The organism is Streptomyces sp. NPDC059989, from assembly GCF_042736975.1.
Lineage (GTDB): Bacteria > Actinomycetota > Actinomycetes > Streptomycetales > Streptomycetaceae > Streptomyces.
The window spans coordinates 1-26,091 of sequence record NZ_JBHWUO010000003.1 but is presented as its reverse complement, the minus strand read 5'-3'; the positions used below and the strand labels follow the sequence as shown (position 1 = coordinate 26,091).

Here is a 26,091-nt window from a genome sequence, read left to right as displayed (position 1 = left end):
AGTTTGCCGCTCACGGTCGCACGGGAGTGTGTAGAGTGATCGTTATTCCGCAGAACTGGCGTCCTGTTGCGCCGGGATGCGGAGCTGCGGGGGCAGTACGGGGGTCTGCGGCAGCAGCATGACGCAGCGCATTCCGTGCTGGTAGGCGGGGAGGAGCACCTGCGAGGTGACGGTGATCTGTTCGGGTGAGACGTGCGGAAGGCTCAGCCGGTACCGGTGACCCTGGCGGAAGGCGATGACCTTCGGCCCCTGCGCCCAGAGCTCACGGCACACGGGATCCCGCAGGATCCGCTGGAGCAGACGGTCGAACGACGCCTTCTCCGAGCCCGTGGCCAGGGCGAACCGGAGCATCGCCAGATAGACCTCCGCGTGCCGGCGCCAGTCCAGCATCTGTTCGCGGGCCTCTTGCCCGGTCAGCGCCCAGTGCATGAGATTGGCACCCGGTTCGCGCACCCACGGAAACCAGGTGGCCATCAGGGTGTTGTAGCCCAGGATGTTCCAGCTGCCGTCCGTGAGATAGGCGGGGAACTGGGTCTGCCCCGTGACCAGCCGGAGCAGCGCGAGCTGGTCCTCGGCCGCACCCTCGTCGTCCGCGAGGGCAACGCCGGCGCCGTCGAGCGCGCGGCTGTACAGGACCATGCGCTCGTCGGGACCCAGCACCAACGCCTCGGAAAGCCTGCCCAATATGTCACTGGAGAGCGATACGGAATCCCCCGATTCCAGGCTGCGATACCAGCGCTCGCTCACGCCCATGAGTTCGGCGACTTCCTTTTGCGGAATTGCCTTTTCTCGTCGCAGCTTTATGCCCGCGTCAAATCGCCAGACACGGAGGAGCTGCGGCAACTCCATCGCCTGGAGGGTGGAGTCGGGCGCGAGAGCGTGATTGTTAACGCCACCTGTCCCCATCGTTAAATCTCCCCCGGATGGTGCGTTATCGACTCCTGGTGTGGAGTAGAAGTGTACAGCGTGACGCGCGTCTCAGGGCCTTGCGCGAACACCCGAGCGGCCGCTTTCATGCAACCAACTGCCTATCACCCACTGGCGGTTGAGAGCCTGGAACAGGAAAGCAGATCCCTATGCACCAGCCGACCCCACACCACGGCCGGCCAGTCGAAGTGACCCAAGCAACAAAGCGTCGGGTCGTTATTACCGGTCTGGGTGCGATCACACCCCTCGGTGCCGGTGTTCCGGAGCTGTGGCACGGACTCCTCGAAGGACGCAGCGGCGTACGGCGCCTGGAGGGCGAGGAGTACGCCGGCCAGCCCGTGCGCATCGCCGGAACCGTGCCGCAGGACCCCGCCGAACTGCTCCCCAGGCCCCAGGCGCGGCGGATGAGCCGCGCCTCCCAGTTCGCGGTGATCGCCGCACGCGAGGCATGGCGCGACGCGGGTTTCGCCGCGTCCGGCACGGTCGAGAGCGGCATCGACCCGAGCCGGGTCGGCGTGTCCATCGGCACCATCATCGGCGGCGCCCCCGTCCTGGTCGACGGTGACCGACGGCTGCGCGACAAGGGGCCGCGGGGCGTCTCCCCGCTCACCGCCCCGATGACCGTGCCGTCCCAGCCGGCCGCCCAGGTATCCCTCGACCTGCGGATCACCGGCGAGGCGCGCACCGTCGTCAGCGCCTGCGCCTCGGGTACCGAAGCCATCGGGCAGGCCATCGACCGCATCCGGTACGGGCACCTCGACATGGTCCTGGCCGGCGGAACGGAAGCCGCCGTCACCCCGTCGGTGATGGCCGCCTTCGCCGCCATGCGCGCCCTGTCCACCCGCAACGACGAGCCCGAGCGGGCCTCCCGCCCCTTCGCCAAGGACCGCGACGGCTTCGTCCACGGGGAGGGCGCCGGGCTGCTCGTCCTGGAGGCGGAGGAGCACGCCCTGGCCCGCGGCGCCCGCATCTACTGCGAGGCGGCCGGCTGGGGCCTGTCCGCGGACGCCCACCACCTCGTCGCACCCGACCCCTCGGGCGACGGCATCGTCCTCGCCCTGCGCCGCGCGCTCGCCGACGCCGGAGCCGCACCGCGCGACGTCGTTCACATCAACGCGCACGCCACCGCCACCGTGGACGGGGACCTCGCCGAGGCCACCGCCCTGCGCCGGCTCCTGGACGAGCGCGGCGCGCACGCGCCCGTGGTCCCCGTGACGGCGGTGAAGGGCAACCTGGGCCATCTCCAGGGAGCCGCGGGCGCGGTGGCGGCCGTGGTCGCCGCCCTCACCCTCGACCACGGGCGCATCCCGCCCACCATCGGATGCGACGATCGCGACGACGCCTGCGACCTGGACGTGGTCACGTTCGTGCCGCGCCCCCTGCCGGCCGCCGGCGACGTCGTCCTGAGCAACTCCTTCGGCTTCGGCGGCCACAACGCGGTCCTCGCCCTCCGCCGGGACGGCTCGGGCCGCAGTGACCGCACCGACCCCGAGGACCGCACGGACCGCACGGACCGCACGAAGGAAGACGAAGCCGCATGACCGACAGCACCCCCGCCCCCGCTCCCGCCCCCACGTCCCAGGACCTGGTCCGCGCGTTCCACCGCGCCTTCGGCCTCGGCGTCGGATCCGCCCCGGCCAACGTCGCGCCGGAACTGGCCCGGCACCGCCAGGTCCTCCTGGAGGAGGAGGTGGCCGAGCTCGCCGAGGCGACGGAGTCCGGCCGCCTGGCGGACATCGCGCACGAGCTGGCCGACGTGGTCTACATCGCGTACGGGACCGCCGCCGTGCACGGGATCGACCTCGACGCGGTCCTGGCCGAGGTCCACCGCGCCAACATGTCCAAGCTCGGCCCGGACGGCCGCCCTTCGTACCGCGAGGACGGGAAGGTGCTCAAGGGCCCGTCGTACCGCCCTCCGCAGGTCGCCGACGTCCTCCGCGAGCAGTCCTGACGGGCGTTCGACCGAGCCCCTCGCCGGTGTGACCCGGCTCACACGAGAAGTTCCGGTCCGGAGCGATGAGTTCTGACCGGCGCGGCGGTCTACATGGGCGTACACACCGAGTGGGCGAAAAAGAGGAGCCGGTCCCATGCGCATCGTCATCAGTGAGTTCATCAGCCTCGACGGCGTCGTGCAGGCCCCGGGCGGTCCCCAGGAGGACACCGACGGCGGCTTCGCGCACGGCGGTTGGTCGCACCCGTTCTTCGACCCGGAGGTGATGGGCGGCGCCATCGGCGAGGCCATGGCCACCACCGAGGCGCTGCTGTTCGGGCGCCGTACGTGGCAGACGATGGCCGCGGCCTGGCCGGAGCGGGCCGGCGACCCGTTCGCCGATCAGATGAACGCCATCCCGAAGTACGTCGTCTCCGGGACGCTCGGCGAGGCCGACCTGGCCTGGAACAACACCACGCTCCTCCCCGGCGACAAGGCCGTCGCCCGGATCAAGGAGCTGCGCGCGACCGAGGGCGGCGACCTGGCCGTCATGGGCAGCCCCACCCTCGTGCGCACGCTCCTGACCGAGGGCCTGGTCGACGAGCTCCGGCTGATGATCATGCCGGTGCTCCTCGGCGGCGGGAAGAGGATCTTCCCCGAGGACGGCGGGCTGCGCACGCTCGAACTCGTCTCGACCGTCGTCAGCGGCACGGGCGTCCACGTGTGCACCTACCGCCCGGCCGCCGCCTGATCCGGGCGGCCCGCGGCCCCGTCACTCCAGCTGGTCGGTGAACCGCTTGAGCGCCTTGGCGCCGAGCGGGTCCACCAGCGGGTGCAGGGCCCGGTCGACCAGCCGGAGCCCCGGGACGCGCAGGGCGCCGAAGAAGGCGAAGCGGGTGCCGTCGCCCTCCGGTACGGCGGCCATGCCGCCGAGTACGAACCGGCTCTGCATGAGGCACCAGCCGGGCCGCAGCACGATGTCGAAGCGCGCCCGCATCCCCAGCGGGCTGCGGGCCCGGGCTTCGAGGCGTTCGCCGGCGGCCGAGGTCACGGTGAAGGCGCTGATGTCGGTGATCAGTCTCGGCATCTGGCTCTCCAGGTCGGAGGCGAGCGCCCAGACCCGGTCGAAGGGTGCGTCGAGCAGATGGTCCGCGAAGCTCGCACCCGGGGTGGTGCGGGCGATCACCCGCAGCCTGCGTACTGCGTCGAGTTCGGCGATCGGCCAGGAGTCGCTCAACGTTCCCACACCTTCCGGAAGTTGCGGCGGGCCCGGAAGAGCCGGGTCCGTACGGTGGGTTCGGGCACGCCGAGCAGGGCGCTGACGGCGTGCTCGTCGAGCCCTTCGAGGTCGCGCAGGACCAGCACGGCCCGGTGCGCCGGGGAGAGCCGCGCCAGCACGTCCCGTACGTCCGCGGCGAGTTGGGGATCGTCCCGCGCCGGCACCTCGTCGAGCGGATCCGGGACGGTCCTGGAGGCCGTACGGGCGACCCGCACGGCCTCCCGTACGGCGATCACCCGCACCCAGCCGAACAGCGCGGCGGGCTCCCGCAGTTGGCCGATGCGGCGGAAGACGGCGATCAGCGCCTCCTGGGTGGCGTCCGGCCCGTCCTGGAGCGCGATCGGACCGCACAGCCGCCCCACGTACGGGGTGAGGAGGTCGAGGAGCTCGGATGCGGCCATCCGGTCGCCGCGCTGGGCGGCGCGCACGAGGTCCGCAGGCGCCGCCGGATCCGGCGGATCCGCTTCCGCGCGGCCCAGGCCCCCGACCGAACCGGGCGACCCGGCCGAACCGGCCGAACCGGCCGAACCGGCCCACGGGATTCCCATCGCTTCCCCCCGCTTCCTCCTTGAGGACGTCTCGGGGAGGAAGAGTGCGGGGACCGGCCGGACATTCCCGTGAGCCAGGTCACACCGGCGCCCCGCTCAGGACCTCCACCTCGCCGGTGTCGAGCGAGTAGTAGGCGCCGACCACCCCGAGCCCGCCCTTCTTCACCAGCGGGGCGAGGTCCGCGTTCGCCCGCAGGTCGTCCGCGGTCAGCTTGACCTGGTTGCGGATCATCGTGTCGACCGGGTCGGCACCGGGGGCCTTGACCGTCTGCTCGTACGCCGGCCGCAGCGCCTTGCCGATCGCCTCCAGGTTGCCCGGCAGCGCCTTGCCGGCGCGCGCCGCGTCGTACGCCGCCTCGATGGCCCCGCAGCGCTGGTGGCCGAGGACGAGGATCAGCGGGGTGCCGCCCGTCACCGGCCCGTACTCCACGGAACCGACGACGACCGGGCCGACCGCCTGGCCGCCCGTGCGCAGCACGTAGAGGTCGCCGAGTCCGGTGTCGAAGAGGAGCTCCGGGGCCACCCGGGAGTCGATGCACGAGAGGACCACCCCGTACGGGTCCTGCGCCTCGGCCACCAGCTTGCGCCGGTCGGGATCCCGGTCGGGGTGTTCGAGCTTCCCGCTCACCCAGCGCTCGTTCCCCTCCATCAGCCGTGCGAAGGCCGCCTTCGGGGTGGCCGGGCGCGGTTCGGGCGCGCGGTTCGGCGACTTCGGGGCGGTGCTCGCCGAACAGCCGGCGAGCGCCACCACCGCGGCGCCCAGGCCGCCGGAGAGCAGGGCCCTGCGATGCGGAAATCCTGTGCTGCCCATGGGCCGTTCCCCTCGATGCCGCTGCCGGCACGTCCGTACGCACGTCGCGCACGTCGTGGCAAGGGCGACTATTCAGCGCGGCGCGGCCGTTTCCGGGACAGGCGCACACGGGCGCCGGCGCCTTTACCACCGACGGCCCACAACCGGTGAGCGACCGCTTTCCCCGGGCCGGATCGAAAATTTCCCGCGGGCAGTGCAGAACTTCGACGGCTTATCCTGAAGGAAATCTGTCCTGGTCAGAGTAGACATGGTCTCGCATGAGGGTTAGCGTCTCAGGCGTGACCTCTGAGAAGTCCCCGCTCGCCGACAGCCTCGACGACGACGACTACCCCGCCTACACGATGGGCCGGGCCGCAGAAATGCTCGGCACCACGCCCGCCTTCCTGCGCGCCATCGGAGAGGCACGCCTCATCACCCCGCTCCGCTCGTCAGGCGGCCACCGCCGCTACTCCCGCTACCAGCTGCGCATCGCGGCACGGGCCCGGGAGCTCGTCGACGGCGGCACGCCCGTGGAGGCGGCCTGCCGGATCATCGCACTCGAGGACCAGCTCGAAGAAGCCCTCAGGCTGAACGAGGAGATGCGCCGCGGGCGGGAAAATTCCTGAAGAGCGGCCCGAAGCGGCGGCCACCGTTTATACGACTTCCGCGCGCGAATATCTGTTACTGCCGCTGCAGAATTACGGAAGACGGGGAAAATTCCCCCGCCTGCCGGCTCCCCCTGTGCTACGGTGGTGTTAGTTGCAGTTGTGGTTCCCAAAAACTTACAAGTGCTCTCATCGGATTTTCGATGGGCGCTCTTTTTATTTAAACCGGATGCATTTTCCGGTCGGGGCAATCATCGCGGCGACTCCGGACTCGCACAGTGCGCATCCGGGCACTGCCCCAAAGGAGAATTCATATGGCATCTGGCACCGTGAAGTGGTTCAACGCGGAAAAGGGCTTCGGCTTCATCGAGCAGGAGGGCGGCGGCGCTGACGTCTTCGCCCACTACTCGAACATCGCCTCCTCTGGCTTCCGTGAGCTTCAGGAAGGCCAGAAGGTTACCTTCGACGTCACGCAGGGCCAGAAGGGCCCGCAGGCCGAGAACATCGTTCCCGCCTAATCGCTGACGCGTACACGCAGCTGGGGCCCGCACCTTGGGGTGCGGGCCCCAGCTCGCTGTTTTTCCCCTGCCCGCGCCCCGTCGCTGCCGACGGCCCGCGGATGACCGCCGTCTCCCCGGCTCTCCGGCGCGCAGCGCGGCACCCTCTCCACAGCAGTCCGGCCCTTTCTTTCCGGCACGGCACTGCCTCGTCTTTTCTTCGGCTCGTTCTCGCGAATCCCCCATGCCGGGAATTCCTCGATACGCGCCGCATCGAGGAAGGTTCTGCATGAACCGCACTACTCGCACGACCCGCTCCACGTCCCGTACCAACGACCGCGACCGCTACTCCTCGCCCCGTACGTCCGGCGGCTCCGCCCCCGGCCGTTCCGGCTATGGCGGCGGCGGCAGCCGGCGCCCCGTCGCGCAGCGGGAATTCGCCCTTCCCGTGACCGTCACCCCCGCGCTCCCGGCCGTCGAGTCCTTCGCCGACCTCGACATGCCCGTGCAGCTGCTGAGCGCGCTCGGCACCGAGGGCGTGACCGTGCCGTTCCCGATCCAGGGCGCGACCCTGCCGAACTCCCTCGCGGGCCGTGACGTGCTCGGCCGCGGGCGCACCGGCTCCGGCAAGACCCTCGCCTTCGGCCTCGCCCTGCTGGCCCGTACGGCCGGACAGCGCGCCGAGCCCAAGCAGCCGCTGGCCCTGGTCCTCGTACCCACCCGCGAGCTGGCCCAGCAGGTCACGGACGCCCTCACCCCCTACGCCCGCGCCCTGAAGCTCCGTACGGCCACCGTCGTGGGCGGAATGCCCATCGGCAAGCAGGCCGGCGCGCTGCGCGGCGGCGCCGAGGTCGTCGTCGCGACGCCCGGACGGCTCAAGGACCTCATCGATCGCGGCGACTGCCGGCTGAACCAGGTCGCCATCACCGTCCTGGACGAAGCCGACCAGATGGCGGACATGGGCTTCATGCCGCAGGTCACCGCCCTGCTCGACCAGGTGCGCCCCGAGGGCCAGCGGATGCTCTTCTCCGCCACCCTCGACCGCAACGTCGACCGGCTCGTGCGCCGCTACCTGAGCGACCCGGTCGTGCACTCCGTCGACCCCTCGGCCGGCGCGGTCACCACGATGGAGCACCACGTGCTCCACGTGCACGGCACCGACAAGCACGCGGCCACCACCGAGATCGCCGCCCGCGAGGGCCGGGTGATCATGTTCCTGGACACCAAGCACGCCGTGGACCAGCTCACCACCCACCTGCTGAACAGCGGCGTACGGGCCGCGGCGCTGCACGGCGGGAAGTCGCAGCCGCAGCGCACGCGGACCCTGACGCAGTTCAAGACCGGGCACGTCACCGTGCTCGTGGCGACCAACGTCGCGGCGCGCGGGATCCACGTCGACAACCTCGACCTCGTCGTGAACGTCGACCCGCCCACCGACCCCAAGGACTACCTGCACCGCGGCGGCCGCACCGCCCGCGCGGGCGAGTCCGGCAGCGTCGTCACCCTGGTCACCCCGAACCAGCGCCGCGACATGGTGCGCCTGATGGCCGCCGCGGGCATCGTCCCGCAGACCACCCAGGTCCGCTCGGGCGAGGAGGCGCTGAGCCGGATCACCGGCGCCCAGACCCCCTCCGGCATCCCGGTCGTCATCACCGCGCCGAAGTCGGACCGGCCCCGGCGCAGCCCCGCCTCCTCGCGCGGCCGGCGCAGCCGTCCGGCCCAGGAGCGGCGCCGTTCCATGGGCATGGCCGCCTGACCGACCGCCGGGCGCCCCGCACGGGGCGCCCGCCGTTGGCCGGCAGCCCGTAGCCTCTTGGCACGCAGCCCCTTGATCTCCTGGTCCTCGAACCCCTCCCCCGTCTGTGAGGCATCATGCGCTTCGTCATCGCCCGCTACCCCTTCGACCTCACGAAGCTCGAGGTCGAGGAGAAGATGAAGGGCGTCAAGCCCGAGGCCGTCACGGGAGCGTCCGTGATCATCAGCCGCCGCACGTACCCCGTCAAGCAGGTCGGGGAGGTCATCACCCGGCAGGACCGCCGCGACTTCACGGCCGCCGAGGTCACCCGGGCGCTGGCCCGCCTGGGCTTCACCTGCCGCGACCTCACCGTGCCCGCCCCCGCGCCCGTCCTCAGCCCGGTGGAGGCGGCCTCGGCACTCCTCGGCAGCCCCTCCGGGTCCTGACGCGCTTGCTAGAGTCCCGACCCATGTCGATCCCTGATGACCTGCTCATCGATCTCGCTGCCATGGTCGAGTCGGAGCAAACCAATCAGATGTCCCTCACGGTCGTGGTCCACGGCGCCGTCATCACCGGCCGCCTCGCCCCCGAGAGCGTCTGGCGTCAGCGCGTGGCCGAGGTGCTGCAGGACTCCGACCAGCTGGCTCCGTTCGCGGAGGTCTTCCGCGCCCCCGGACCGGAAGGCGGGGCCCCCTCGCACCTGCACTTCCACGTGGCGCGCATCCTCCAGGGCACCCTGGGCATCCCCGAGACCGGCGGGATGTACCGGATCGCGATCAACGACGTCAGCGCCTGGACCGTAGGGGACTTCAGCTACTCCGACCGATAGCCCCCGGGCGGCCGCATCGCATCCCGCCGGGTACCGGCTCGTCGTCGAACCGGACGACGTGGACGTGGTCCGGTTCGAGCGGCTGGCCTCGGCCGGGCGCGGAGTGCTGGCCGCCGACCCCGGCGACGCCGCGCGCGTACTGCGCCGGGCCCTGGCGCTGTGGCGCGGACCGGCGCTGCTCGACGTGGCGGCCTCCGACTTCTTCCGGGCGCCCGTGACCCGGCTGTCCGAGCTGCGGATGGCCGTCCTCGAAGACCGGATCGAGGCCGATCTGCGGGTGGGGCGCGGCCGGGAGCTGACCGGCGAGCTGACCTCCCTCGTCGCCGAACACCCCTTGCGGGAAAGGCTCGTCGGGGCGCTGATGCGGGCGCTCGTCGCCGCCGGGCGGCCCGCCGAGGCCCTCACCGCCTACGGCAGGGCCAGTTCTCTGCGGTGGACAAGCTGCTCACCGCCGAGGAGAACCTCCTCCTGATGGCGGACCTGCGCCACCTGCCCAAGGCGGCCGGCCGGCGCCGGTCCGGCGAGCTGCTGGAGGCTTCGACCTGGCCGACGTGGCCCGCAAGGTGGCCATGACCTTCTCCGGCGGCATGCTGCGCCGCCTCGACCTGGCGATGACCCTGATGGGCGGCCCGCAGGTCATCTTCCTCGACGAGCCGACCACCGGTCTGGACCCGCGCAGCCGCCGCGCGATGTGGCAGATCATCCGCGAGCTCGTCGCCGACGGGGTCACCGTCTTCCTGACCACCCGGTACCTGGAAGAGGCCGACCGACGCCGATGGCCGACCGTACGGAGTCGGGCGCGGCGGCCAGGTCGTGCCCGGCGACCCGCACCCGGCCCGCGTCCGCTCCGATGAGGGTGGACAGGATCTGCACGGTGGTGGTCTTGCCGGCGCCGTTCGGGCCGAGCAGCGAGAAGATCGTGCCCGCCGGGACGTGCAGGTCGATGCCGTCGAGGACGGTCTTGGCCCCGTAGGACTTGCGGAGTCCGGTGACCTCGATGGCCGCGGGCCTCGTGGGGTGGTTCGGGACTTCGGTCATGGTGATCGCTCGTTTCGTGGTCGCTCCCTTGTGACGACGTCACCTTGACCGCGGGCGCTGACAGCCCCTGGAGAGACCGCTGACAGATCGCTGACAGCGGGGTGTCAGGCCCTCCCCTATAGCGTTCACTTTCATTGCATTGCAACGGACGAATGGCCTCCGTTGCATTAACCTGGAGGACCACTGCAATGATTTCCTAGCTCTGACCTGCATTGATGATGATCTACCGCAACGATTCCGTTGTCAGATCTTCGAATGCAACGTAGCGTTTCTCTCATCAGAAACAGTGAGCCGAAGGAAAAGACCATGCAGAAGTTCGACACCATCGCCCCGATCTCCGCCGTCCTGGACATCCCCGCCGGACTCATCCGGTTCATCGCCGCCGACCGGGCCGACACCACGGTCGAGGTCCGGCCCGCGAACGCTTCGAGCGGCAGTGACGTGAAGGCGGCCGAGCAGACCACGGTCGAGTACGCCGACGGGGTGCTGCGGATCGCGGCCGCTCCGGCCAAGAACCGGATCCTGGGCAACTCCGGCTTCGTGGAGGTGACGGTCCAGCTGCCGGCCGGCTCCCGCGTCGAGGCGAAGGCCGCGAGCGCCGAGCTTCGGGGTGTCGGGCGCCTCGGCGATGTCACCTTCGAGGCCGCGCAGGGCACGGTCAAGCTCGACGAGACGGCGGGTGCCCGCCTCACCCTCCAGGCCGGCGACGTTGCGGTCGGCCGCCTGGGCGGCTCGGCGGAGATCAGCACCCAGAAGGGCGACCTGAACGTCACCGAGGCGATGGGCGGCACGGTCACGCTGCGCACCGAGTACGGCGAGATCGCGGTCGGCGCCGCCCGCGGCGTCTCCGCCTCCCTGGACGCCGGCACCGCCTACGGCCGGATCCTCAACGCGCTCACCAACACCGACGGTGCCGGCGCCGGCCTGAACATCCACGCCACCACCGCCTACGGCAACGTCACCGCCCGCAGCCTCTGACCCGCAGACCCCGAAGGAGAACCCCTCGTGACCAACCTGGCCATCGCGGCGAACGGGCTGCGCAAGTCCTACGGCGACAAGACCGTCCTCGACGGCGTCGACCTGACCGTCCCCGAAGGAACGGTCTTCTCCCTGCTCGGCCCGAACGGCGCCGGCAAGACCACCGCCGTCAAGATCCTCTCCACCCTCGTCTCCCCCGACCCCGCCTCCGGCGCGATCCGCGTCGGCGGCCACGACCTCGCCACCGACCCGCAGGCGGTCCGCGCCGCGATCGGCGTCACCGGGCAGTTCTCCGCCGTGGACGGCCTGATCACCGGCGAGGAGAACATGCTCCTGATGGCCGACCTGCACCACCTGTCCAAGCCCGAGGGGCGGCGGGTCGCAGCCGAGCTGCTGGAACGGTTCGACCTGGTCGACGCCGCGAAGAAGCCCGCCTCCACCTACTCCGGCGGCATGAAGCGCCGCCTGGACATCGCGATGACCCTGGTGGGCAACCCGCGGATCATCTTCCTCGACGAGCCCACCACCGGCCTGGACCCGCGCTCCCGCCACAACATGTGGCAGATCATCCGCGAGCTGGTCTCCGACGGCGTCACCGTCTTCCTCACCACCCAATACCTCGAAGAGGCCGACCAGCTCGCCGACCGCATCGCCGTACTCAACGATGGCAAGATCGCCGCCCAGGGCACCGCCGAAGAACTCAAGCGGCTGATCCCCGGCGGGCACGTCCGGCTCCGCTTCTCCGACCCGGCCGCCTACCAGAGCGCCGCCTCCGCACTGCGCGAGGTCACCCGGGACGACGAGGCGCTGGCACTGCAGATCCTCAGCGACGGCAGCCAGCGCGAGCTGCGCTCCATCCTCGACCGGCTGGACTCCGCCGGCATCGAGGCCGACGAGCTGACCGTGCACACCCCCGACCTCGACGACGTGTTCTTCGCCCTGACCGGCACCGACCCGCAGCCCGGCCAGCCCGGCGTGCCCAGCCAGACCAAGGAGTCCCTCCGATGAGTTCCCTCTCCCTCGCCCTGCGCGACTCGTCCACGATGCTGCGCCGCAACCTGCTGCACGCCCGGCGCTACCCGTCCCTCACCCTGAACCTGCTGCTCACGCCGATCATGCTGCTGCTGCTCTTCGTCTACATCTTCGGAGACGTGATGAGCGCGGGCATCGGCGGCGGCGACCGCTCCGCGTACATCGCCTACCTCGTGCCGGGCCTCCTGCTGATGACCATCGGCAGCACCACGATCGGCACCGCGGTGTCCGTCTCCACCGACATGACCGAGGGCATCATCGCCCGCTTCCGCACCATGGCGATCCACCGCGGGTCGGTGCTCATCGGGCACGTCATCGGCAGCGTGCTGCAGTGCGTCGCCAGCGTGGTCCTCGTCGGTGCCGTCGCCGTGGCCATCGGCTTCCGGTCCACGGACGCCACGCCCCTGGAGTGGCTGGCCGCGTTCGGCCTGCTCGTGCTCTTCGCCCTGGCGCTCACCTGGATCGCCGTCGGCATGGGGCTGATCAGCCCGAACGCCGAGGCCGCCAGCAACAACGCGATGCCGATGATCCTGCTGCCGCTCCTCTCCAGCGCCTTCGTCCCGGTCGACGCGATGCCGGGCTGGTTCCAGCCGATCGCCGAGTACCAGCCCTTCACCCCGGCCATCGAGACCCTGCGCGGGCTGCTGCTCGGCAGCGAGATCGGCCACAACGGCTGGCTCGCGGTCGCCTGGTGCCTGGGGCTGGCGGTGCTCGGCTACTTCTGGTCGGCCTCGAAGTTCAACAGCGACCCGAAGTAGCAGCCGTGACAGCGCGAGGCCGCGGTCTGACCTGGGGTGGGGGTACGGGGTGGTTCGCCCGGGTATATCCCCTTGGACGGCGCTACGACGCACGCCCGGGTCAGCGCCCCCGCTGCCCGGGGTCACACCGTCGGAGGAGCGCAGGCCATGCACCGTACAGACCTCACCGACGTCGCAACCCACGAAGCCAGGGCCCTGTCCGTGTCCCTGTTCCGGAGGCTGGCCGAAGTGGAGGAGGGCAGTGCGGAGTACTCGTACGTCCGCAACACCCTCGTCGAGCTCAACCTCAGCCTCGTGAAGTACGCCGCCCGCCGGTTCCGCGGCCGCAGCGAGCCGATGGAGGACATCGTCCAGGTCGGCACGATCGGCCTGATCAAGGCCATCAACCGCTTCGATCCGGAGCGCGGGGTGGAATTCACCTCGTTCGCGATCCCGACGATCACCGGCGAGATCAAGCGCTTCTTCCGGGACACCAGCTGGGCCGTCAAGGTCCCGCGGCGGCTCCAGGAGCTGCGGATCGACACGGCGAAGGCGCACGACGTCCTGGAGCAGGAACTGGGCCGCGAGCCCACGGACGCCGAGCTCTCCTGCCGTCTCGAGGTCACTCCCGAGGAGCTGTCGGAGGGCCGGAAGGCGGCGTCCGCGTACTCAGCGCGCTCCCTGGACGCACCGCCGCAGGAGGACGCCGGCGAGCGGGACGCCTATGCCGAGCGGCCCTCGCTCGGCGAGGAGGAAGAGGCGTACGACCGCATCGAGTGCCTGGAGTCGCTCAAGCCGATGCTGGCCGGGCTCAGCGAGCGGGAGCGCACGCTGCTCTCGCTGCGGTTCGGGCAGGAGCTGACGCAGACCGAGATCGGCGACCGGCTGGGCCTGTCCCAGATGCACGTGTCCCGGCTGCTGGCCCGGACCCTGACGCGGCTGCGCACCGGGCTGCTCACCGACGACGGGGCGGAGGGGTCTGCAGGAACGGACGGGGCGGCCCCTACGGCCCCTACGGCCCCTACGAACCCGGCGGCCGCCGGTCCGCAGGCGGCTGCGGGCCCCGGGCCGGTACCTCCAGCCAGACCGTTTTGCCGGGCCGGCCGTCCCCGGAAGGCGTCGACCCCCAGCTCCGCGCGAGCCGTTCCAGCACGATCAGCCCGTGCCCTCCCGGCAGCGCGCGGTCGCCGGGCAGCCGTCGTCGCGGGGGCTCGGGACTGTAGTCGCTGACCTCGACGCGCAGCCGCTCGGGGGTGTGCCGCAGGACCAGTTCGCGGGGGCCGCCCGCGTGCAGGCAGGCGTTGGTCACCACCTCGGAGACCAGCAGCAGCACGTCGTCCACGGCCTCCGGCCACCCGGCCCGTCCCGCCCACTGCCAGTCCGCGAGCGCGAGACGGGTGAAGTCCCGGCACCGGCTCACGACCCCCGCCGTGGCACCTCCGAGGACCAGCCGCCGCGTCTGCTCGGTCACAGGGCCTCCCGCCTTCTACCGCCGAAGAGGCCCATCCTAGGGCGCCACCCGTTCCTCGACCCTTCCTGAAATTTCACATCTCGGAAACCAAATTCCGCCATGCGACAAGTTAAGATCCAATCCGCCCAGACTCCCCCGCACTCCCCGCATTCCCCGGACCCCAGGAGGAAAGCAATGGCCGAGAGCCGCGTCGCCCTGATCACCGGTTCCTCTTCCGGAATCGGTGCGGCCATCGCCCGCAGACTGAGCGCCGAGGGCATCCGCGTCGTGATCAACTCGGCCCGCAGCGAGAGCGCCGGCAAGGCACTGGCCGCCGAGCTGCCGGGCGCGGCGTACGTCCGGGGCGACGTCGCCGACGCGGCGGACGCGCGGCGGATCGTGCAGAGCGCCGTCGACACCCACGGCCGGCTGGACATCCTGGTCAACAACGCGGGCGTCACCCGGTTCATCCCGCTGGACGACCTGGAGGCCGCGGACGCCGACGCCTGGCGCGAGATCTTCGACGTCAACGTCGTCGGCGCCTGGCAGATGATCACCGCCGCCACGCCCCACCTGCGGAAGTCCGGCGATGCCTCGATCGTCAACATCTCCTCGGTGTCCGCCACCCGCGCCCTGGGCAGCTCCATCCCCTACGCCGTCAGCAAGGCCGCGGTCAACCACATGACCCGCCTGCTCGCCTCCCAGCTCGGCCCCGCCGTCCGCGTCAACGCGGTGGCACCCGGACTCATCGACACCCCCTGGTACGAGGACGCCGAGCAGGTCTGGGAGAGCTCCCGCGACTGGATCACCGAGAACACCCCGCTGCGCCGCGTCGGCACCCCCGAGGACGTCGCCGAAGCCACCCTTTACCTGGTCAACGCCGCATACACCACGGGTGACGTGCTGACCGTCGACGGCGGCCGCCACATCGTCTGAGTCCGGCATGCGGGACGTGCCCCGAAGGCGCCCCCTGATCCACATGCTGGACTACTACCCTCGTTTCATGAATGCAGAGTCCGACGCCCTCGCCACTGTGAAAGATGCCGACCGGAAGCACGTCTTCCACTCCTGGTCGGCGCAGGAGCTCATCGACCCGCTCGCCGTGGCCGGGGCCGAGGGCTCGTACTTCTGGGACTACGAGGGCAACCGCTACCTCGACTTCTCCAGCGCCCTCGTCTACACCAACATCGGCTACCAGCACCCCAAGGTCACCGCGGCCATCCAGGAGCAGGCCGCCAAGCTGTGCACGGTCGCGCCCGGCTTCGCCGTCGACGTGCGCTCGGAGGCGGCCCGGCTGATCGCCGAGCGCACCCCCGGCGACCTGGACAAGATCTTCTTCACCAACGCCGGGGCCGAGGCCGTCGAGAACGCCGTACGGATGGCCCGGCTGCACACCGGCCGCCCCAAGGTGCTGTCCGCGTACCGCTCGTACCACGGCGCCACCTCCACCGCGATCAACCTGACCGGCGACGCCCGCCGCTTCGGCAACGACACGGCGACCGCCGGCGTCGTGCACTTCTGGGGGCCCTTCGCCTACCGCTCGCCCTTCTACGCGACGACCGAGGCCGAGGAGTGCGAGCGCGCGCTGCGGCACCTGGAAGACACGATCGTCTTCGAGGGCCCGCAGTCCATCGCCGCGATCATCCTGGAGACCGTCGGCGGCGCCCCGGGCGTGCTCGTGCACCCGGACGGCTACCTCGCCGGCGTGCGCGCGCTCTGCGACCGCTTCGGCATCGTCCTCATCCTCGACGAGATCATGGTCGGCTTCGGGCGCACCGGTAAGTGGTTCGCCTCCGAGCACTGGGACGTCACCCCCGACCTGCTCTGCTTCGCCAAGGGCGTGACCAGCGGATACGTCCCGCTCGGCGGGGTCGCCATCTCGGCCGCCATCGCCGAGACCTTCGCCCGCCGGCCCTACCCGGGCGGTCTGACGTACTCCGGGCACGTGCTGGCCTGCGCGGCCGCCGTCGCCACGATCAACGTCATGGAGGAGGAGGGCATCGTCGAGCAGTCCGCCCGCACCGGCGCCGAGCTGCTCGGCCCCGGGCTGCGCGCACTCGCCGAGCGGCACCCCTCGGTCGGGGAGGTCCGGGGTCTGGGCACCTTCTGGGCCCTGGAACTCGTACGGGACCGCGCGACCCGCGAGCCGCTGGTCCCGTACAACGCGGCCGGGGCGGACAACGCGCCGATGGCCGCCTTCGGCGCCGCCCTGAAGAAGGGCGGGCTCTGGCCGCTCCTCGCCGGGAACCGCATCCACATCGCGCCGCCCTGCAACATCGCGGCCGACGACGTCGCCAAGGGGCTGGAGATCCTCGACGAGGCCCTCTCGGTCGCCGATGCGCACATGGTCTGACCTGGGGAGATGTGCGGTTGCCCAATCCGTGGGTGCCTGTCTTGGATGTTCCGCGCCATTACGAACAGCACGTGAACGTGCTGAAATCCGACACAGAGCACCTACGGACCGGGATGCACGTCAGGCCCGGGGCGGTCCTCAGTGACCGAACGGCGGGGAGCGGGCCGACCGCTGGACGCCGGGCGTACGGGATCCAGTCAGCCGGACTCCGTGTACCCGAAGGAAGACAGCCATGAGCAAGCACGTCCTGGCGCAGAACCAGTACGGCAAGGCCGAGAACCGCATCGTCAAGGTCACCCGCAAGGGCAACGACGGTTCCTGGCACGAGATCCGCGACCTCAACGTCTCGGTCGCGCTCCGCGGTGAGTTCCGCGACGTCCACCTCACCGGAGACAACGCCAACTGCCTGCCGACCGACACCACCAAGAACACGGTGTACGCCTTCGGCAAGGAGCACGGCATCGACTCCCCCGAGGCCTTCGGCATCCTGCTCGCCAAGCACTTCGTCTCCTCGCAGCAGCCGATCCGCGAAGCGCAGATCCGCATCGAGGAGTACGTGTGGGACCGCATCCCGGTCCCGACGCGCAAGGAGCAGCACTCCTTCGTCCGCAAGGGCCAGGAGGTGCGCACCGCGCAGATCACCTACAGCGAGACGACCGGCCTGCAGGTCATCTCGGGTCTGAAGGACCTGACGGTGATGAACTCGACGAACTCCGAGTTCCACGGCTACATCAAGGACAAGTACACGACCCTCCAGGAGGCGTACGACCGCATCCTGGCGACCAAGGTCACCGCGCGCTGGGCGCACTCGGCGCTGGCCGCCGACGACTCCTCGTACGACTGGGACCAGGCGTACAAGAAGGTCCGCAAGAACATGCTGGAAGCCTTCGCGGAGACCTACTCGTACTCGCTGCAGCAGACCCTGAACCAGATGGCCGAGCGGGTGCTCGACAACTGCCCCAAGGTCAACGAGGTACGCCTCAACCTCCCCAACAAGCACCACTTCCTCGTCGACCTGGAGCCCTTCGGCCTCAAGAACGACAACGAGGTGTACTTCGCGGCGGACCGCATGTACGGCCTGATCGAGGGCACCATCCACCGTGACGGCGTGCAGCCGGTGATCGCGACCTCCGACTGGATCGTCGCGTAACGCCTGCCGCTGTTCAGCTCGGCCCGGACCGCGTCGCGGGGTCCGGGCCGTTCTTCCGTCCCTGGCGTGCCGCCTACTCCGGCTGCCCCACGAGGAGGTTCCAGCGGCCCGAGCGCCCGGTGAGCGTGGTGACCGACTCCGGCCGGACGTCCAGCCTCCAGAAGGCCGCCGCGGGCAGCTCCAGCGCGTGCACCACGGCCGCCCGTACGACGGCCTGCTCGACCTCGGCCCGGTGGGTGGCCGCGTCCAGCCCGTCCAGTTCCGCCCCGACGCGGGCGATCAGCGCCTCCACCGACTCGCCGCCCGGCGGCGCGTAGCGGGGGTCCGTCAGCCACGCGTGCACGGCGGCCGGGTCCGCCCCGGCGACCTCGTCCAGGGTCCGGCCCGCCCACTCCCCCGCGTCCAGCCCGCGGAAGCCCTCGAATCCCGGGCAGGGCTCACCGTGGCCGAAGCGACGGGCGTGCGCCTCTGCGTCCTGCGGGAGTCTCACGAGTCGGACTCGTACCAAGAGGGTCTTCATAAGGGGAGCGTAAGCGCGGTACGGTCTCGGACGACATAACTACATGACGACGGTACGACGGAAGAACCGGTGAGAATCCGGCACGGTCGCGCCACTGTGAGACCTCCCGGAAGGGGGAGGCGAGTCAGACCCGCCACCGTCGTCGCGAGCACCACTGACCGGGACGCGTGTTCCCTCTGGAGGTTCCTGCCATGGCCCACTCCGCCGTGCCCGCTTCGGCTCCCGCCGTCGCACCGATTTCGCTCTCCGCGCTCGCCCCCTGGGCGGCCTTCGTCGCCGTCCTCACGCTCGTCCTGCTGTACTTCATCGGCATCGAACAGGGTGCCACCGCGGTCTTCGAGGGCGAGACCATCCACGAGTGGCTGCACGACGGCCGCCACCTGCTCGGCTTCCCCTGCCACTGATCTCGCATCTGCCTCCGCAAGGGAACCGAACCGTGAACAATCCCTCCCCCCGCGCCCTGCTCGTCAGAGGCATGCTCGCCGGCCTGCTGGCCGGCGTGGCCGCCTTCCTCGTCGCGTACCTCCTCGGTGAGTCCAAGGTGGACGCGGCGATCGCCATCGAGGAGGCCGGCCAGCACGCGGCCGGCGTCCACGACCACGGCGAGGCGGCCCCCGTCAGCCGGGCCCTCCAGGCCACGGCCGGCCTCGGCACCGGCGTCCTGCTGTACGGGGTCGCGCTCGGCGGAATCGCCGCGCTCGTCTTCTGCTACGCCCTGGGCCGCATCGGCCGCTTCGGCCCGCGGGCCACGGCGGCCCTGGTCACCGGCGGTCTGTTCGTCACCGTCACCCTGGTCCCGTTCCTCAAGTACCCCGCCAACCCGCCGGCCGTCGGAGACCCCGAGACCGCCGCCCGACGGACCGCCCTCTACCTCCTGATGATCGCCCTGAGCGCGCTGCTCGCGGCGATCACGCTGATCCTGGGCCGCCGTCTGGCCCCGAAGCTCGGCAACTGGAACGCGTCGATCGCCGCCGGTGCGGCCTTCGTCCTGGCCGTCGGGATCTCGTACGCGGTACTGCCCGGCATCAACGAGGTGCCGGAGGACTTCCCGGCCGCGCTCATCTGGCAGTTCCGCCTCGCGTCCCTGGCCATCCAGGCCGCGCTGTGGACGACTTTCGGCCTCGCCTTCGGTTATCTAGCCGAACGCGCCCTTGTGCCGGCCGCCGCACCCAAGGAGGCTGTGCAGCCGACCAGTTGATGAAGAGGGGGCCGGTGGTACATGCCGACGGCGATACGGGAGTGGCGCGGCTGGACGGGCGCGGCCCCGTTCTGGCTGAGCTCGGTCCTGCTGCTCCTGGCCCCCTTCACCGCGGTCACGCTGTTCGGTCAGATCGGCGTGATCGCGGCCTTCGCCGCATTGGGCGGCCTGGCGCGGCACCTCTGGTTCGGCGACTACGGGCATCCGGCCGTCCACCTCGCCGCCGCCCTGATGGGCGCGACGGCGGCGACGCTGATCGCGGTGTGACGGTGCGTCCGCGGGTGTGACCACCTCCGCATGTGCACCGCCGGCCCGATACGCCCGACACGCCCGAAGAAGGCCCTCCGCGTCTCACCCGTTCGGGCGTAGGCTCCCCCGTCCCCGGTCCGCACCGGCCGAACCGCTGCCAGCTGCGAAGACGTCCGGATCGCGGCACGACACGCCAGTGACGCTCCGTCAGCCGTGCGTGTTTCACGGAGTGCGGACGGGCAGAGGAGGTGTCCACTGCTCACATGACCCGGCCGCACGAGCCGGACAGGAGGGAATTCCATGCCTCGCGCCTCGGGGGAAGCGCCCAGCGGTGGCTGGGGAAAGGTGGCCGCCGTGCTGACGGCCGTTCTGCTGGCCATCGGCACCGGTGCGTTGCTGCGCACCGAGGGTGCCAAGCCGGTGGCCGCGACCACGGACGACGCGCTGCCCTCCCGGGCCCTGGGACTGTCCGACCACCGCCGTCTCGTGCGGCAGCTGGAGGAGTCCGGCGAGCACCGGCCGGGCCAGGGCGCCCGCTCGCCGAGGACGGCCGCCGGCCCGCTGCGGGGGGTCGCGCAGCCGCTCCGGGCCGCGCCGCCGCTGCGGTTGCGCATCCCGAGCCTGGGCATCGACGTACCGCTGGGGGCCGACGGGCACGAGGAGGTCTCCTGGGACGCCGACAGCCCGACGCCGGGGGCGGCGGGCACCGCCGTGATCAGCGGGTCCGGGCTGCGCCTGACCGGGCTCCAGCGGGGCCGGACCATCGAGGTCCCGCGCGCGGACCGGCGTACCGCCGTGTTCACCGTCGTACGGATCTCACCCGGCGAGGCCGGCGGCCGCGAGGACCGGGCCGGCCGGGCCCAACTGCGGCTGATCGGTGGCGAGACCGCCGTGCTCGCCCGGCTGACGGGACAGCGGCGCGGGCGCTGACCGTCAGCCTTGGGGGGTGTCTTCGTCCCCCGGTCGGGGGCTTCTCGTGATCAGTCCGGGAGTCCCCGGGCGTGTCGGGGCACACCCCTCGCATGAGCGGGAGGCAGCACGCACGAACGGTACTGACCAGGGCCCTGACGGTGGCCTGTGTCGTGCTGCTGTGCGTGTTCGGTGCCGGTCCGGCGGCCGCGATGGCCGCCGAGTCCCGACCGGCCTCCACCGCGCCCGCCGAGCCCACCGAGGGCCAGAACGACCCGGGCCCCGCCGATCCCGAGGTACGGGCCGCCGTACGGGCGGTCCTGCGCGGGGTGCCCGGCGTACGGCGGACACCGCTTCCGGTGTTTCACGTGAAACAGGCGGAACCGGCGAAGTGCGCACGCCCGTCGGAGGCGGCCGAACCTGCGCTGCCCCTGCGGGCGGTGCGGAGTGTGGTCCTGCGCTGCTGAGAAGGCCGAGCAGCACAGACCCCCACACCCCCTTGAGCACCGTGAGGTTCCGCCATGCCCATCGACCCGTACGCCGCCCTGAACGCCATGCTCCGCGCCGAGGTCGCCCGCTTCACGCCGCCGGTCCGCCAGGCCGATCCGGCCGAGGCCGCCGAGCCCGAGCGCGAACCACAGCAGACCGCGGCCCCCGCACCCGCGGACTCGGCCGCGTAGCCGGAGCGCTCCGGAGCAGTCCGCGGACCGGGCCCGGCCGACAGTACGGCCGGGCCCGGTCCGTCAGGCCCTTCGGGCGCTTCGGGCCCGCGATCCGGGGTCCGCTCAGGGTTCGCGGTTGTAGTAGCGGTAGAAGGCCGCCATGCCGACCCCGATGCCGACGAAGAGACCGGTCATGGTGGCTCGGAGCACGGAGCAGTTGGTGAGGCTGTGCAGGTACCCGGTCGCGATGCCCAGGAAGACGCCGTACGACGCGGCGTGCAGCTCCCGCGGCAGGCGCGGGCCGACCTGGGCGAGGGCGAACAGGCCGCCGGCGAAGATCGCACCGCACAGGATCCCGTAGAAGACGTTGCCCGCGTCGACCGGGCCCATCTGACGCTGGATGAAGGCGGCCCAGACTCCGTAGACGAGTCCGGCGAGCAGCCGCCTGGCGACGGCGTTCTTGCTCGGGTGGGTCGTGGCCGTCATCTGCCGCCCGGGGGCGGTGGGTGCCGCATGTGCCATGACGGGCTCCTCTCTCCCATCCTCCAGGGCACACCCGCCGCCGCCGGGCGGCAAGTGGATCACCCGCGCACGGCGACCGCGTCGATCTCGAAGAGCATGTCGGGCAGCGCCAGGGCGGCCACGCCGATCAGGGTCTGCGCGGGCAGCTCGGTGCCCCAGGTGGCGTGCAGCTGCTTGAGGAGCACCTCCAGCTTCTGCTGGTCGTGGCCGACGATGTAGGTGCCGATGCGGACGACGTCGGAGGGGCCGAGGCCGACGGCCGCGAGGGCGGTGCGGAGGTTGGCGAAGGCCTGCTCGACCTGCGCGGCGAAGTCCCCGGAGACGACATGTCCGCTCTCGTCGGAGCCGTACTGGCCGGCTATGAAGACCTGCTCGCCGGGGGCGGAGACGATGTGGCTGTAGCCGTAGTCGGTCGGGGTGTGGAGTCCTGCCGGGTTGATGATGCTGCGCGTCATGCCGAGCTCCCTGATTCCGTTTCCGTACGTGGGGTGGGTGGCCACCGGGCGGCCACCGGGGGCTACCGGGTGGCAAGCCAGGCGCGGAGCCGCTCCGGGGCCTCGGGGGCCTGCCGTTCGGCCTGCTGCCGGATCTCGTCGAGGTTCTGTTCCGCGAGGGCCTTGCGCCAGGCCAGTTCGGCCCGGCCCATGGCGTGCGCGATGGCGCACTCCGGGCCCCCGGCGGTCTTCGGCCCGGCGCCCGGGCCCTGCTGCCGGATCTCCGCGCACCGGAAGGCCTCCTCCGGCCCCTCGACGGCGGCGACCACGTCCATGAGCGAGATGTCGGCGAGCGGGCGGGCCAGCCGGAAGCCGCCGCGGGGGCCGGGGGTGGAGGTGACGATGCCCTCCCGGGCCAGCGCCTGGAGCTGCTTGTTGAGGTAGGCCGGGGGCAGTTCGTGCCACGCGGCCAGCCGGGCCGCGGACACGGCCCGCTCCGGACCGATCCAGGCCAGGTTGACGCAGCTGTGCAGCGCCCACTCGACGCCTTCGCTCATCTTCATAACCTGGATATTAAATGTCCAGAATCCTTTCCGCAAGGCAACACGCCACCCGGCACCCGGCCGGGCCACCAGGCCACCCACCCGCAGCAACACTGCTGGCGCGGGGGCCCGTCCCGACATTCCCTGGTGACGTGCGCACCATCCTGTCGGCGGTACTCATCGCGCTCGTGGCCCTGCTGGTGCCCGCGAGCGCCGTCGCGTACTGGGCCGACCGCGAGCTGGGCGACGCCGACCGCTACACCGCCGCCATGTCCCCCCTCGCCCGGAACCCGGCCGTCCAGGAGGTCGTCGTCACCCAGGTCGGCCACGCCCTCTCCGGCCAGATCGACGCGGGCCCCTTCCAGGGCGGGGTGGACGCCCTGCTCGGCGAGGCCCTGCGCTCCTTCGCCGGCACCCCCGCCTACCGCACCGCCTGGGACGCGGCCAACCACGCCGCCCACGCCGCCTTCCTCGACGCGCTCACCACCGGCCACGGCGACGCCCTCACCATCGACCTCGCCCCCGTCATCGACCGCGTCAAGGGGGAACTCGTCGCCGACGGCGTGCCCTTCGCCGACCGCATCCCGGTGACCCACCTCTCCGTGAAGGTCATGGAGTACGACAACCTCGCCGCGCTCCGGAAGGGGTTCCGCATGCTCCAGGTCGCCGGCATCTGGCTCCCCGTCCTGACCCTCGTCCTGGCCGCGGCGGCCATCGCGGTCGCCGTCCACCGGCGACGCGCCGTCATGGCCACCGGGCTGGGGCTCGCGGTCGGGGCCGGACTGCTGTGGATCGCCGTGGACGTGTGCCGCAGGCTCGCCCTCGACGATCTGCCCGCCGACATCGACCGGTCGGCCGCCGGGGCGGTCTACGACGCCCTCACCGCGTTCCTGCGCACGACCGCCTGGGTGGTGCTGGCCGTCGGACTCGCCGCCGCACTCGCCGCATGGCTGATGGGCCGACTGCGCCGCACCCCATAAGCTCGGAAGGTACCAACGCACGCAGAACGACGCAGAAGAGCCCAGAAGAACCGATTCGCAAGCGGCCGCACGGAAGCTGGGAATGAGCACCGAACAGATACCGTCCGGGCGCACGGGGCAGCATCCGCTGTCCCCGCCCGCCTGGCTGCTCAAGGGACTGCGGCCGAGCACCGCGCCGATCCCCTGGGCCGCCGCGCTGCGCGCCGCGGTGGCGCTGGCCACGCCCCTCGCCGTCGGATTCGCCCTGGACGAGCCCGAGTACGGCGCACTCGTCTCCATGGGCGCCCTCTCCGGGGTCATCGGCGACACCGCCGACGCCTACCGGATGCGCGTCCTGAACATCGCCGTCCCGCAGCTCTTCGGCGCCGTCGGCGTCGCGCTGGGCACCCTGGTCTTCGGGCACGGCTGGCTCGCCGTCGGCGCCCTCACCCTCATCGCCCTGATCTCCGGGATGATCTCCTCCATCGGCACGGTCGCCTCCGTGTCCGGACTGCTGCTCCTCCTCAACGCCGTCGTCGGCGCCGGCCTCCCGCTGCCCCGCCCCTGGTGGACGGCCCCCCTGCTGCTGACCGCGGGCGGGCTGTTCGTCCTCGTCCTCACCCTGCTCGGCTGGCCGCTGCGCGGCCGGCAACCCGAGCGCGCCGCCGTCGCCGCCACCTACCGGGCCCTGGCCGACACCCTGGAGGCCGCGGGCGGCCCCGCCTACGAGGAACGCCGCCACCAGGTCACCCAGGCCCTGAACCACGCCTACGACCTGGTGCTCGGCCGCCGGGCCCGCGTACACGGCCGCAGCCCCTCCCTGGTGCGGATGCTGGCCCAGCTCAACGTGGTGATCCCGCTGGTGGAGGCCGCGCCCGCCGCGCACCTGCGCGGCCGCCCGCTGCCGCCGGAGATCCCGGCGGCCGTACGGGACCTGGCGGCCGCCGTCGAGGAGGGTCGCACCGGCATCCCCGTCCTGGACCTGCCCCCGCCGCACACCCCGGCCGAACGGGCCGTCGACTCGGCCCTGCGGCACGCGGCGACCGTCGTCCACCTCGCCGAACCGGACCTGCACAACGTCGACGACCGCCTCGGCAGGCCCGCCGCCCTGGGGGTCCGGGCCCGCCGCGCGGTGCGCGACATGATGCTGTCCGGCGCCTCCTGGCGGTACGGCCTGCGGCTCGCCCTGTGCATCGGCCTCGCGCAGTCCCTCGTCTCCCTCATCGAGGTCGAGCGGTCCTACTGGGTCGCGCTCACCGTCACCTTCGTCCTCAAGCCCGACTTCGGCTCGGTGTTCTCCCGGGCCGTGCTGCGCGCCCTGGGCACCGCGGCCGGGCTGGTCATCGCGGCCGCCGTGCTGGCCGAGGTGCCGCGCGGCTGGTGGGACGTGCCGGTGATGATGGTCCTGGCCGCCCTGATCCCCGCCTTCTCCGCCAAGGGGTACGCCTTCCAGACCGCGGCGATCACCCCGGTGATCCTGCTCCTCTCGGACCTGCTCAACCACCAGGGCTTCGACCTGATCCGCCCCCGGCTGCTGGACAGCCTGATCGGCTGCGCCATCACCCTCGTCGCGGGCTACCTGCTGTGGCCCGAGAGCTGGCACACGCGGATCGGGGACCGGCTCGCCAACACCGTGGACGATGCCGCGCGGTACGTGGAGCGGGCGTTCGGCACCCACCCGCCGACGGAGGCGGGGCTGCGGGCGGCCCGCACGGCCCGCCTGGCCGCGCGGCGGCGGATCTACCGGGACCTGTCGGGCGTACGCAGCGAGTTCCAGCGGGCGCTGACCGAGCCGCCGCCGACGGGGGCGCGGGCGGCGGCGTGGTGGCCGCTGGTGGTCGCCGTCGAGCGGATCGTGGACGCGACCACGGCGGCGCGGGTCCGCGTCAACCACGGCGCGGAGCCGCCGTCGGCGGCGGAGGTCGCCGAGCTCACGGCGCAACTCCGCGCCCTTGCGGAGGCGGTCCGCACCACCAACCCGCCGGCCCACGCCCCGGCGCCCCCGCCCCCCGCCGACACCGGCGTCCTCACCCCCCTCCGCCAGGAAATCACCGCCGCCCAATCCCTCACCCACCCCAGCCCACCCTGATATGCGGGTGCGGCCCACAGCCCCGGGGCTCCGCCCCAGACCCCGCGCCTCAAACGCCGGCGAGGCTGGATGTGCCCGGCGCTGCCGCTCAGGTGCGGCTCAAGGATTCGGGGCTCCGCCCCGTACCCC

General features: G+C 71.6%; 32 protein-coding genes and 3 pseudogenes. 25 read left to right on the top strand and 10 right to left on the bottom strand.

Annotated features, from left to right (window positions below):
* Window positions 1-42: 42 nt before the first annotated feature.
* Complete coding sequence (locus tag ACFWBN_RS03410; RefSeq protein ID WP_385169825.1) at window positions 43-849, bottom strand: helix-turn-helix domain-containing protein; 807 nt, start codon at window positions 847-849, stop codon at window positions 43-45.
* Window positions 850-1,115: 266 nt separating this feature from the next.
* Between ACFWBN_RS03410 and ACFWBN_RS03405 the strand changes: the two genes are divergently transcribed.
* The 3 genes from ACFWBN_RS03405 to ACFWBN_RS03395 all read left to right on the top strand — a co-directional run bounded on the left by ACFWBN_RS03405 (window position 1,116) and on the right by ACFWBN_RS03395 (window position 3,608).
* A complete protein-coding gene (locus tag ACFWBN_RS03405) occupies window positions 1,116-2,468 on the top strand; it encodes a beta-ketoacyl-[acyl-carrier-protein] synthase family protein (protein ID WP_385169821.1) in 1,353 nt (450 codons plus the stop codon).
* Window positions 2,465-2,878: a MazG nucleotide pyrophosphohydrolase domain-containing protein gene (locus tag ACFWBN_RS03400; RefSeq protein ID WP_385169818.1), complete on the top strand. Its 414-nt coding sequence runs from the start codon at window positions 2,465-2,467 to the stop codon at window positions 2,876-2,878. The genes ACFWBN_RS03405 and ACFWBN_RS03400 overlap by 4 nt, the downstream gene beginning before the upstream one ends.
* Window positions 2,879-3,014: 136 nt before the next feature.
* The gene (locus tag ACFWBN_RS03395; protein WP_385169815.1) at window positions 3,015-3,608 is read left to right on the top strand and encodes a dihydrofolate reductase family protein; all 594 of its coding nucleotides are present in this window, start codon (window positions 3,015-3,017) and stop codon (window positions 3,606-3,608) included.
* A gap of 21 nt (window positions 3,609-3,629) precedes the next feature.
* On the opposite strand, the gene ACFWBN_RS03390 is transcribed toward ACFWBN_RS03395, so the two are convergent.
* From ACFWBN_RS03390 to ACFWBN_RS03380, 3 genes are all read right to left on the bottom strand, one after another.
* Window positions 3,630-4,094 (bottom strand): hypothetical protein, encoded by a 465-nt coding sequence (locus tag ACFWBN_RS03390; protein WP_385169812.1) that lies wholly within the window; start codon window positions 4,092-4,094, stop codon window positions 3,630-3,632.
* Window positions 4,091-4,684: an RNA polymerase sigma factor gene (locus ACFWBN_RS03385; RefSeq protein WP_385169809.1), complete on the bottom strand. Its 594-nt coding sequence runs from the start codon at window positions 4,682-4,684 to the stop codon at window positions 4,091-4,093. The genes ACFWBN_RS03390 and ACFWBN_RS03385 overlap by 4 nt, the downstream gene beginning before the upstream one ends.
* 79 nt (window positions 4,685-4,763) lie before the next feature.
* Window positions 4,764-5,495 (bottom strand): carbonic anhydrase, encoded by a 732-nt coding sequence (locus tag ACFWBN_RS03380; protein ID WP_385169806.1) that lies wholly within the window; start codon window positions 5,493-5,495, stop codon window positions 4,764-4,766.
* 341 nt (window positions 5,496-5,836) lie between these two features.
* On the opposite strand from ACFWBN_RS03380, the gene ACFWBN_RS03375 reads away from it, so the two are divergent.
* The 7 genes and pseudogenes from ACFWBN_RS03375 to ACFWBN_RS03345 form a co-directional block, all read left to right on the top strand.
* On the top strand, window positions 5,837-6,100 hold the full coding sequence (locus tag ACFWBN_RS03375) for a MerR family transcriptional regulator (protein WP_385170524.1): 264 nt from the start codon (window positions 5,837-5,839) through the stop codon (window positions 6,098-6,100).
* Between the two features lie 293 nt (window positions 6,101-6,393).
* Window positions 6,394-6,597 (top strand): cold-shock protein, encoded by a 204-nt coding sequence (locus ACFWBN_RS03370; protein WP_030011983.1) that lies wholly within the window; start codon window positions 6,394-6,396, stop codon window positions 6,595-6,597.
* 268 nt (window positions 6,598-6,865) lie between these two features.
* A complete protein-coding gene (locus ACFWBN_RS03365) occupies window positions 6,866-8,332 on the top strand; it encodes a DEAD/DEAH box helicase (protein WP_385169803.1) in 1,467 nt (488 codons plus the stop codon).
* A gap of 116 nt (window positions 8,333-8,448) precedes the next feature.
* Window positions 8,449-8,757 (top strand): SCO5918 family protein, encoded by a 309-nt coding sequence (locus ACFWBN_RS03360; RefSeq protein ID WP_385169801.1) that lies wholly within the window; start codon window positions 8,449-8,451, stop codon window positions 8,755-8,757.
* Between the two features lie 23 nt (window positions 8,758-8,780).
* Window positions 8,781-9,140, top strand: coding sequence for a hypothetical protein (locus ACFWBN_RS03355; protein WP_385169799.1), 360 nt, complete (start codon window positions 8,781-8,783; stop codon window positions 9,138-9,140).
* A 58-nt stretch (window positions 9,141-9,198) separates the two neighbouring features.
* On the top strand, window positions 9,199-9,612 hold the full coding sequence (locus ACFWBN_RS03350) for an AfsR/SARP family transcriptional regulator (protein WP_385169796.1): 414 nt from the start codon (window positions 9,199-9,201) through the stop codon (window positions 9,610-9,612).
* Window positions 9,558-9,907: pseudogene (locus tag ACFWBN_RS03345) on the top strand (ATP-binding cassette domain-containing protein); the annotation flags it as partial. The gene ACFWBN_RS03350 and the pseudogene ACFWBN_RS03345, both read left to right, overlap by 55 nt.
* Window position 9,908: 1 nt before the next feature.
* On the opposite strand, the pseudogene ACFWBN_RS03340 reads toward ACFWBN_RS03345, so the two are convergent.
* Window positions 9,909-10,178 (bottom strand): annotated as a pseudogene (locus ACFWBN_RS03340) (ATP-binding cassette domain-containing protein); the annotation flags it as partial.
* A 306-nt stretch (window positions 10,179-10,484) separates the two neighbouring features.
* Here ACFWBN_RS03340 and ACFWBN_RS03335 point away from each other — a divergent pair.
* The 4 genes and pseudogenes from ACFWBN_RS03335 to ACFWBN_RS03320 all read left to right on the top strand — a co-directional run.
* Window positions 10,485-11,156, top strand: coding sequence for a DUF4097 family beta strand repeat-containing protein (locus ACFWBN_RS03335; protein ID WP_385169793.1), 672 nt, complete (start codon window positions 10,485-10,487; stop codon window positions 11,154-11,156).
* A gap of 27 nt (window positions 11,157-11,183) precedes the next feature.
* Window positions 11,184-12,164, top strand: a complete 981-nt coding sequence (locus ACFWBN_RS03330; RefSeq protein ID WP_385169790.1) for an ATP-binding cassette domain-containing protein — start codon at window positions 11,184-11,186, stop codon at window positions 12,162-12,164.
* Window positions 12,161-12,946 carry an ABC transporter permease gene (locus ACFWBN_RS03325; RefSeq protein ID WP_385169787.1) on the top strand — a complete coding sequence of 262 codons (786 nt, stop codon included), beginning with the start codon at window positions 12,161-12,163 and terminating at the stop codon, window positions 12,944-12,946. The genes ACFWBN_RS03330 and ACFWBN_RS03325 overlap by 4 nt, the downstream gene beginning before the upstream one ends.
* A 72-nt stretch (window positions 12,947-13,018) precedes the next feature.
* A pseudogene (locus ACFWBN_RS03320) lies at window positions 13,019-13,894 on the top strand (SigB/SigF/SigG family RNA polymerase sigma factor); the annotation flags it as partial.
* Between the two features lie 52 nt (window positions 13,895-13,946).
* On the opposite strand, the gene ACFWBN_RS03315 reads toward ACFWBN_RS03320, so the two are convergent.
* Window positions 13,947-14,258, bottom strand: coding sequence for an ATP-binding protein (locus ACFWBN_RS03315; RefSeq protein WP_385170521.1), 312 nt, complete (start codon window positions 14,256-14,258; stop codon window positions 13,947-13,949).
* Window positions 14,259-14,570: 312 nt separating this feature from the next.
* Here ACFWBN_RS03315 and ACFWBN_RS03310 point away from each other — a divergent pair, with 312 nt between their 5' ends.
* The 3 genes from ACFWBN_RS03310 (at window position 14,571) to pucL (ending at window position 17,878) form a co-directional block, all read left to right on the top strand.
* Window positions 14,571-15,311, top strand: a complete 741-nt coding sequence (locus tag ACFWBN_RS03310; RefSeq protein ID WP_385169785.1) for an SDR family NAD(P)-dependent oxidoreductase — start codon at window positions 14,571-14,573, stop codon at window positions 15,309-15,311.
* 67 nt (window positions 15,312-15,378) lie between these two features.
* The gene (locus ACFWBN_RS03305; RefSeq protein ID WP_385169782.1) at window positions 15,379-16,728 is read left to right on the top strand and encodes an aspartate aminotransferase family protein; all 1,350 of its coding nucleotides are present in this window, start codon (window positions 15,379-15,381) and stop codon (window positions 16,726-16,728) included.
* A 232-nt stretch (window positions 16,729-16,960) separates the two neighbouring features.
* Window positions 16,961-17,878 (top strand): factor-independent urate hydroxylase, encoded by a 918-nt coding sequence (pucL, locus tag ACFWBN_RS03300; protein WP_385169779.1) that lies wholly within the window; start codon window positions 16,961-16,963, stop codon window positions 17,876-17,878.
* Between the two features lie 73 nt (window positions 17,879-17,951).
* Here the strand turns inward: pucL and ACFWBN_RS03295 are convergent, their stop codons facing one another.
* Window positions 17,952-18,368, bottom strand: a complete 417-nt coding sequence (locus ACFWBN_RS03295; protein ID WP_385169776.1) for a histidine phosphatase family protein — start codon at window positions 18,366-18,368, stop codon at window positions 17,952-17,954.
* Window positions 18,369-18,589: 221 nt separating this feature from the next.
* Here ACFWBN_RS03295 and ACFWBN_RS03290 point away from each other — a divergent pair, with 221 nt between their 5' ends.
* The 6 genes from ACFWBN_RS03290 (at window position 18,590) to ACFWBN_RS03265 (ending at window position 21,434) form a co-directional block, all read left to right on the top strand.
* A complete protein-coding gene (locus ACFWBN_RS03290) occupies window positions 18,590-18,802 on the top strand; it encodes a CbtB-domain containing protein (protein WP_385169773.1) in 213 nt (70 codons plus the stop codon).
* A gap of 32 nt (window positions 18,803-18,834) precedes the next feature.
* Window positions 18,835-19,596: a CbtA family protein gene (locus ACFWBN_RS03285; RefSeq protein WP_385169770.1), complete on the top strand. Its 762-nt coding sequence runs from the start codon at window positions 18,835-18,837 to the stop codon at window positions 19,594-19,596.
* Between the two features lie 21 nt (window positions 19,597-19,617).
* On the top strand, window positions 19,618-19,863 hold the full coding sequence (locus ACFWBN_RS03280) for a hypothetical protein (RefSeq protein ID WP_385169766.1): 246 nt from the start codon (window positions 19,618-19,620) through the stop codon (window positions 19,861-19,863).
* Window positions 19,864-20,199: 336 nt separating this feature from the next.
* Complete coding sequence (locus tag ACFWBN_RS03275) at window positions 20,200-20,775, top strand: hypothetical protein (RefSeq protein WP_385169763.1); 576 nt, start codon at window positions 20,200-20,202, stop codon at window positions 20,773-20,775.
* Window positions 20,776-20,867: 92 nt separating this feature from the next.
* Complete coding sequence (locus tag ACFWBN_RS03270) at window positions 20,868-21,221, top strand: hypothetical protein (protein WP_385169760.1); 354 nt, start codon at window positions 20,868-20,870, stop codon at window positions 21,219-21,221.
* Window positions 21,222-21,275: 54 nt separating this feature from the next.
* On the top strand, window positions 21,276-21,434 hold the full coding sequence (locus ACFWBN_RS03265; protein ID WP_385169757.1) for a hypothetical protein: 159 nt from the start codon (window positions 21,276-21,278) through the stop codon (window positions 21,432-21,434).
* A gap of 105 nt (window positions 21,435-21,539) precedes the next feature.
* On the opposite strand, the gene ACFWBN_RS03260 is transcribed toward ACFWBN_RS03265, so the two are convergent.
* The 3 genes from ACFWBN_RS03260 to ACFWBN_RS03250 all read right to left on the bottom strand — a co-directional run bounded on the left by ACFWBN_RS03260 (window position 21,540) and on the right by ACFWBN_RS03250 (window position 22,929).
* Window positions 21,540-21,938, bottom strand: coding sequence for a hypothetical protein (locus ACFWBN_RS03260; protein ID WP_385169754.1), 399 nt, complete (start codon window positions 21,936-21,938; stop codon window positions 21,540-21,542).
* 59 nt (window positions 21,939-21,997) lie between these two features.
* The gene (locus ACFWBN_RS03255) at window positions 21,998-22,393 is read right to left on the bottom strand and encodes a RidA family protein (protein ID WP_385169751.1); all 396 of its coding nucleotides are present in this window, start codon (window positions 22,391-22,393) and stop codon (window positions 21,998-22,000) included.
* A 62-nt stretch (window positions 22,394-22,455) separates the two neighbouring features.
* Window positions 22,456-22,929, bottom strand: coding sequence for an RrF2 family transcriptional regulator (locus tag ACFWBN_RS03250; RefSeq protein WP_385170518.1), 474 nt, complete (start codon window positions 22,927-22,929; stop codon window positions 22,456-22,458).
* 137 nt (window positions 22,930-23,066) lie between these two features.
* Between ACFWBN_RS03250 and ACFWBN_RS03245 the strand changes: the two genes are divergently transcribed.
* Together ACFWBN_RS03245 and ACFWBN_RS03240 are read left to right on the top strand one after the other, a co-directional pair.
* Window positions 23,067-23,894, top strand: coding sequence for a hypothetical protein (locus ACFWBN_RS03245; RefSeq protein ID WP_385169748.1), 828 nt, complete (start codon window positions 23,067-23,069; stop codon window positions 23,892-23,894).
* A gap of 82 nt (window positions 23,895-23,976) precedes the next feature.
* Window positions 23,977-25,962 carry an FUSC family protein gene (locus ACFWBN_RS03240; RefSeq protein ID WP_385169746.1) on the top strand — a complete coding sequence of 662 codons (1,986 nt, stop codon included), beginning with the start codon at window positions 23,977-23,979 and terminating at the stop codon, window positions 25,960-25,962.
* Window positions 25,963-26,091 lie beyond the last annotated feature (129 nt).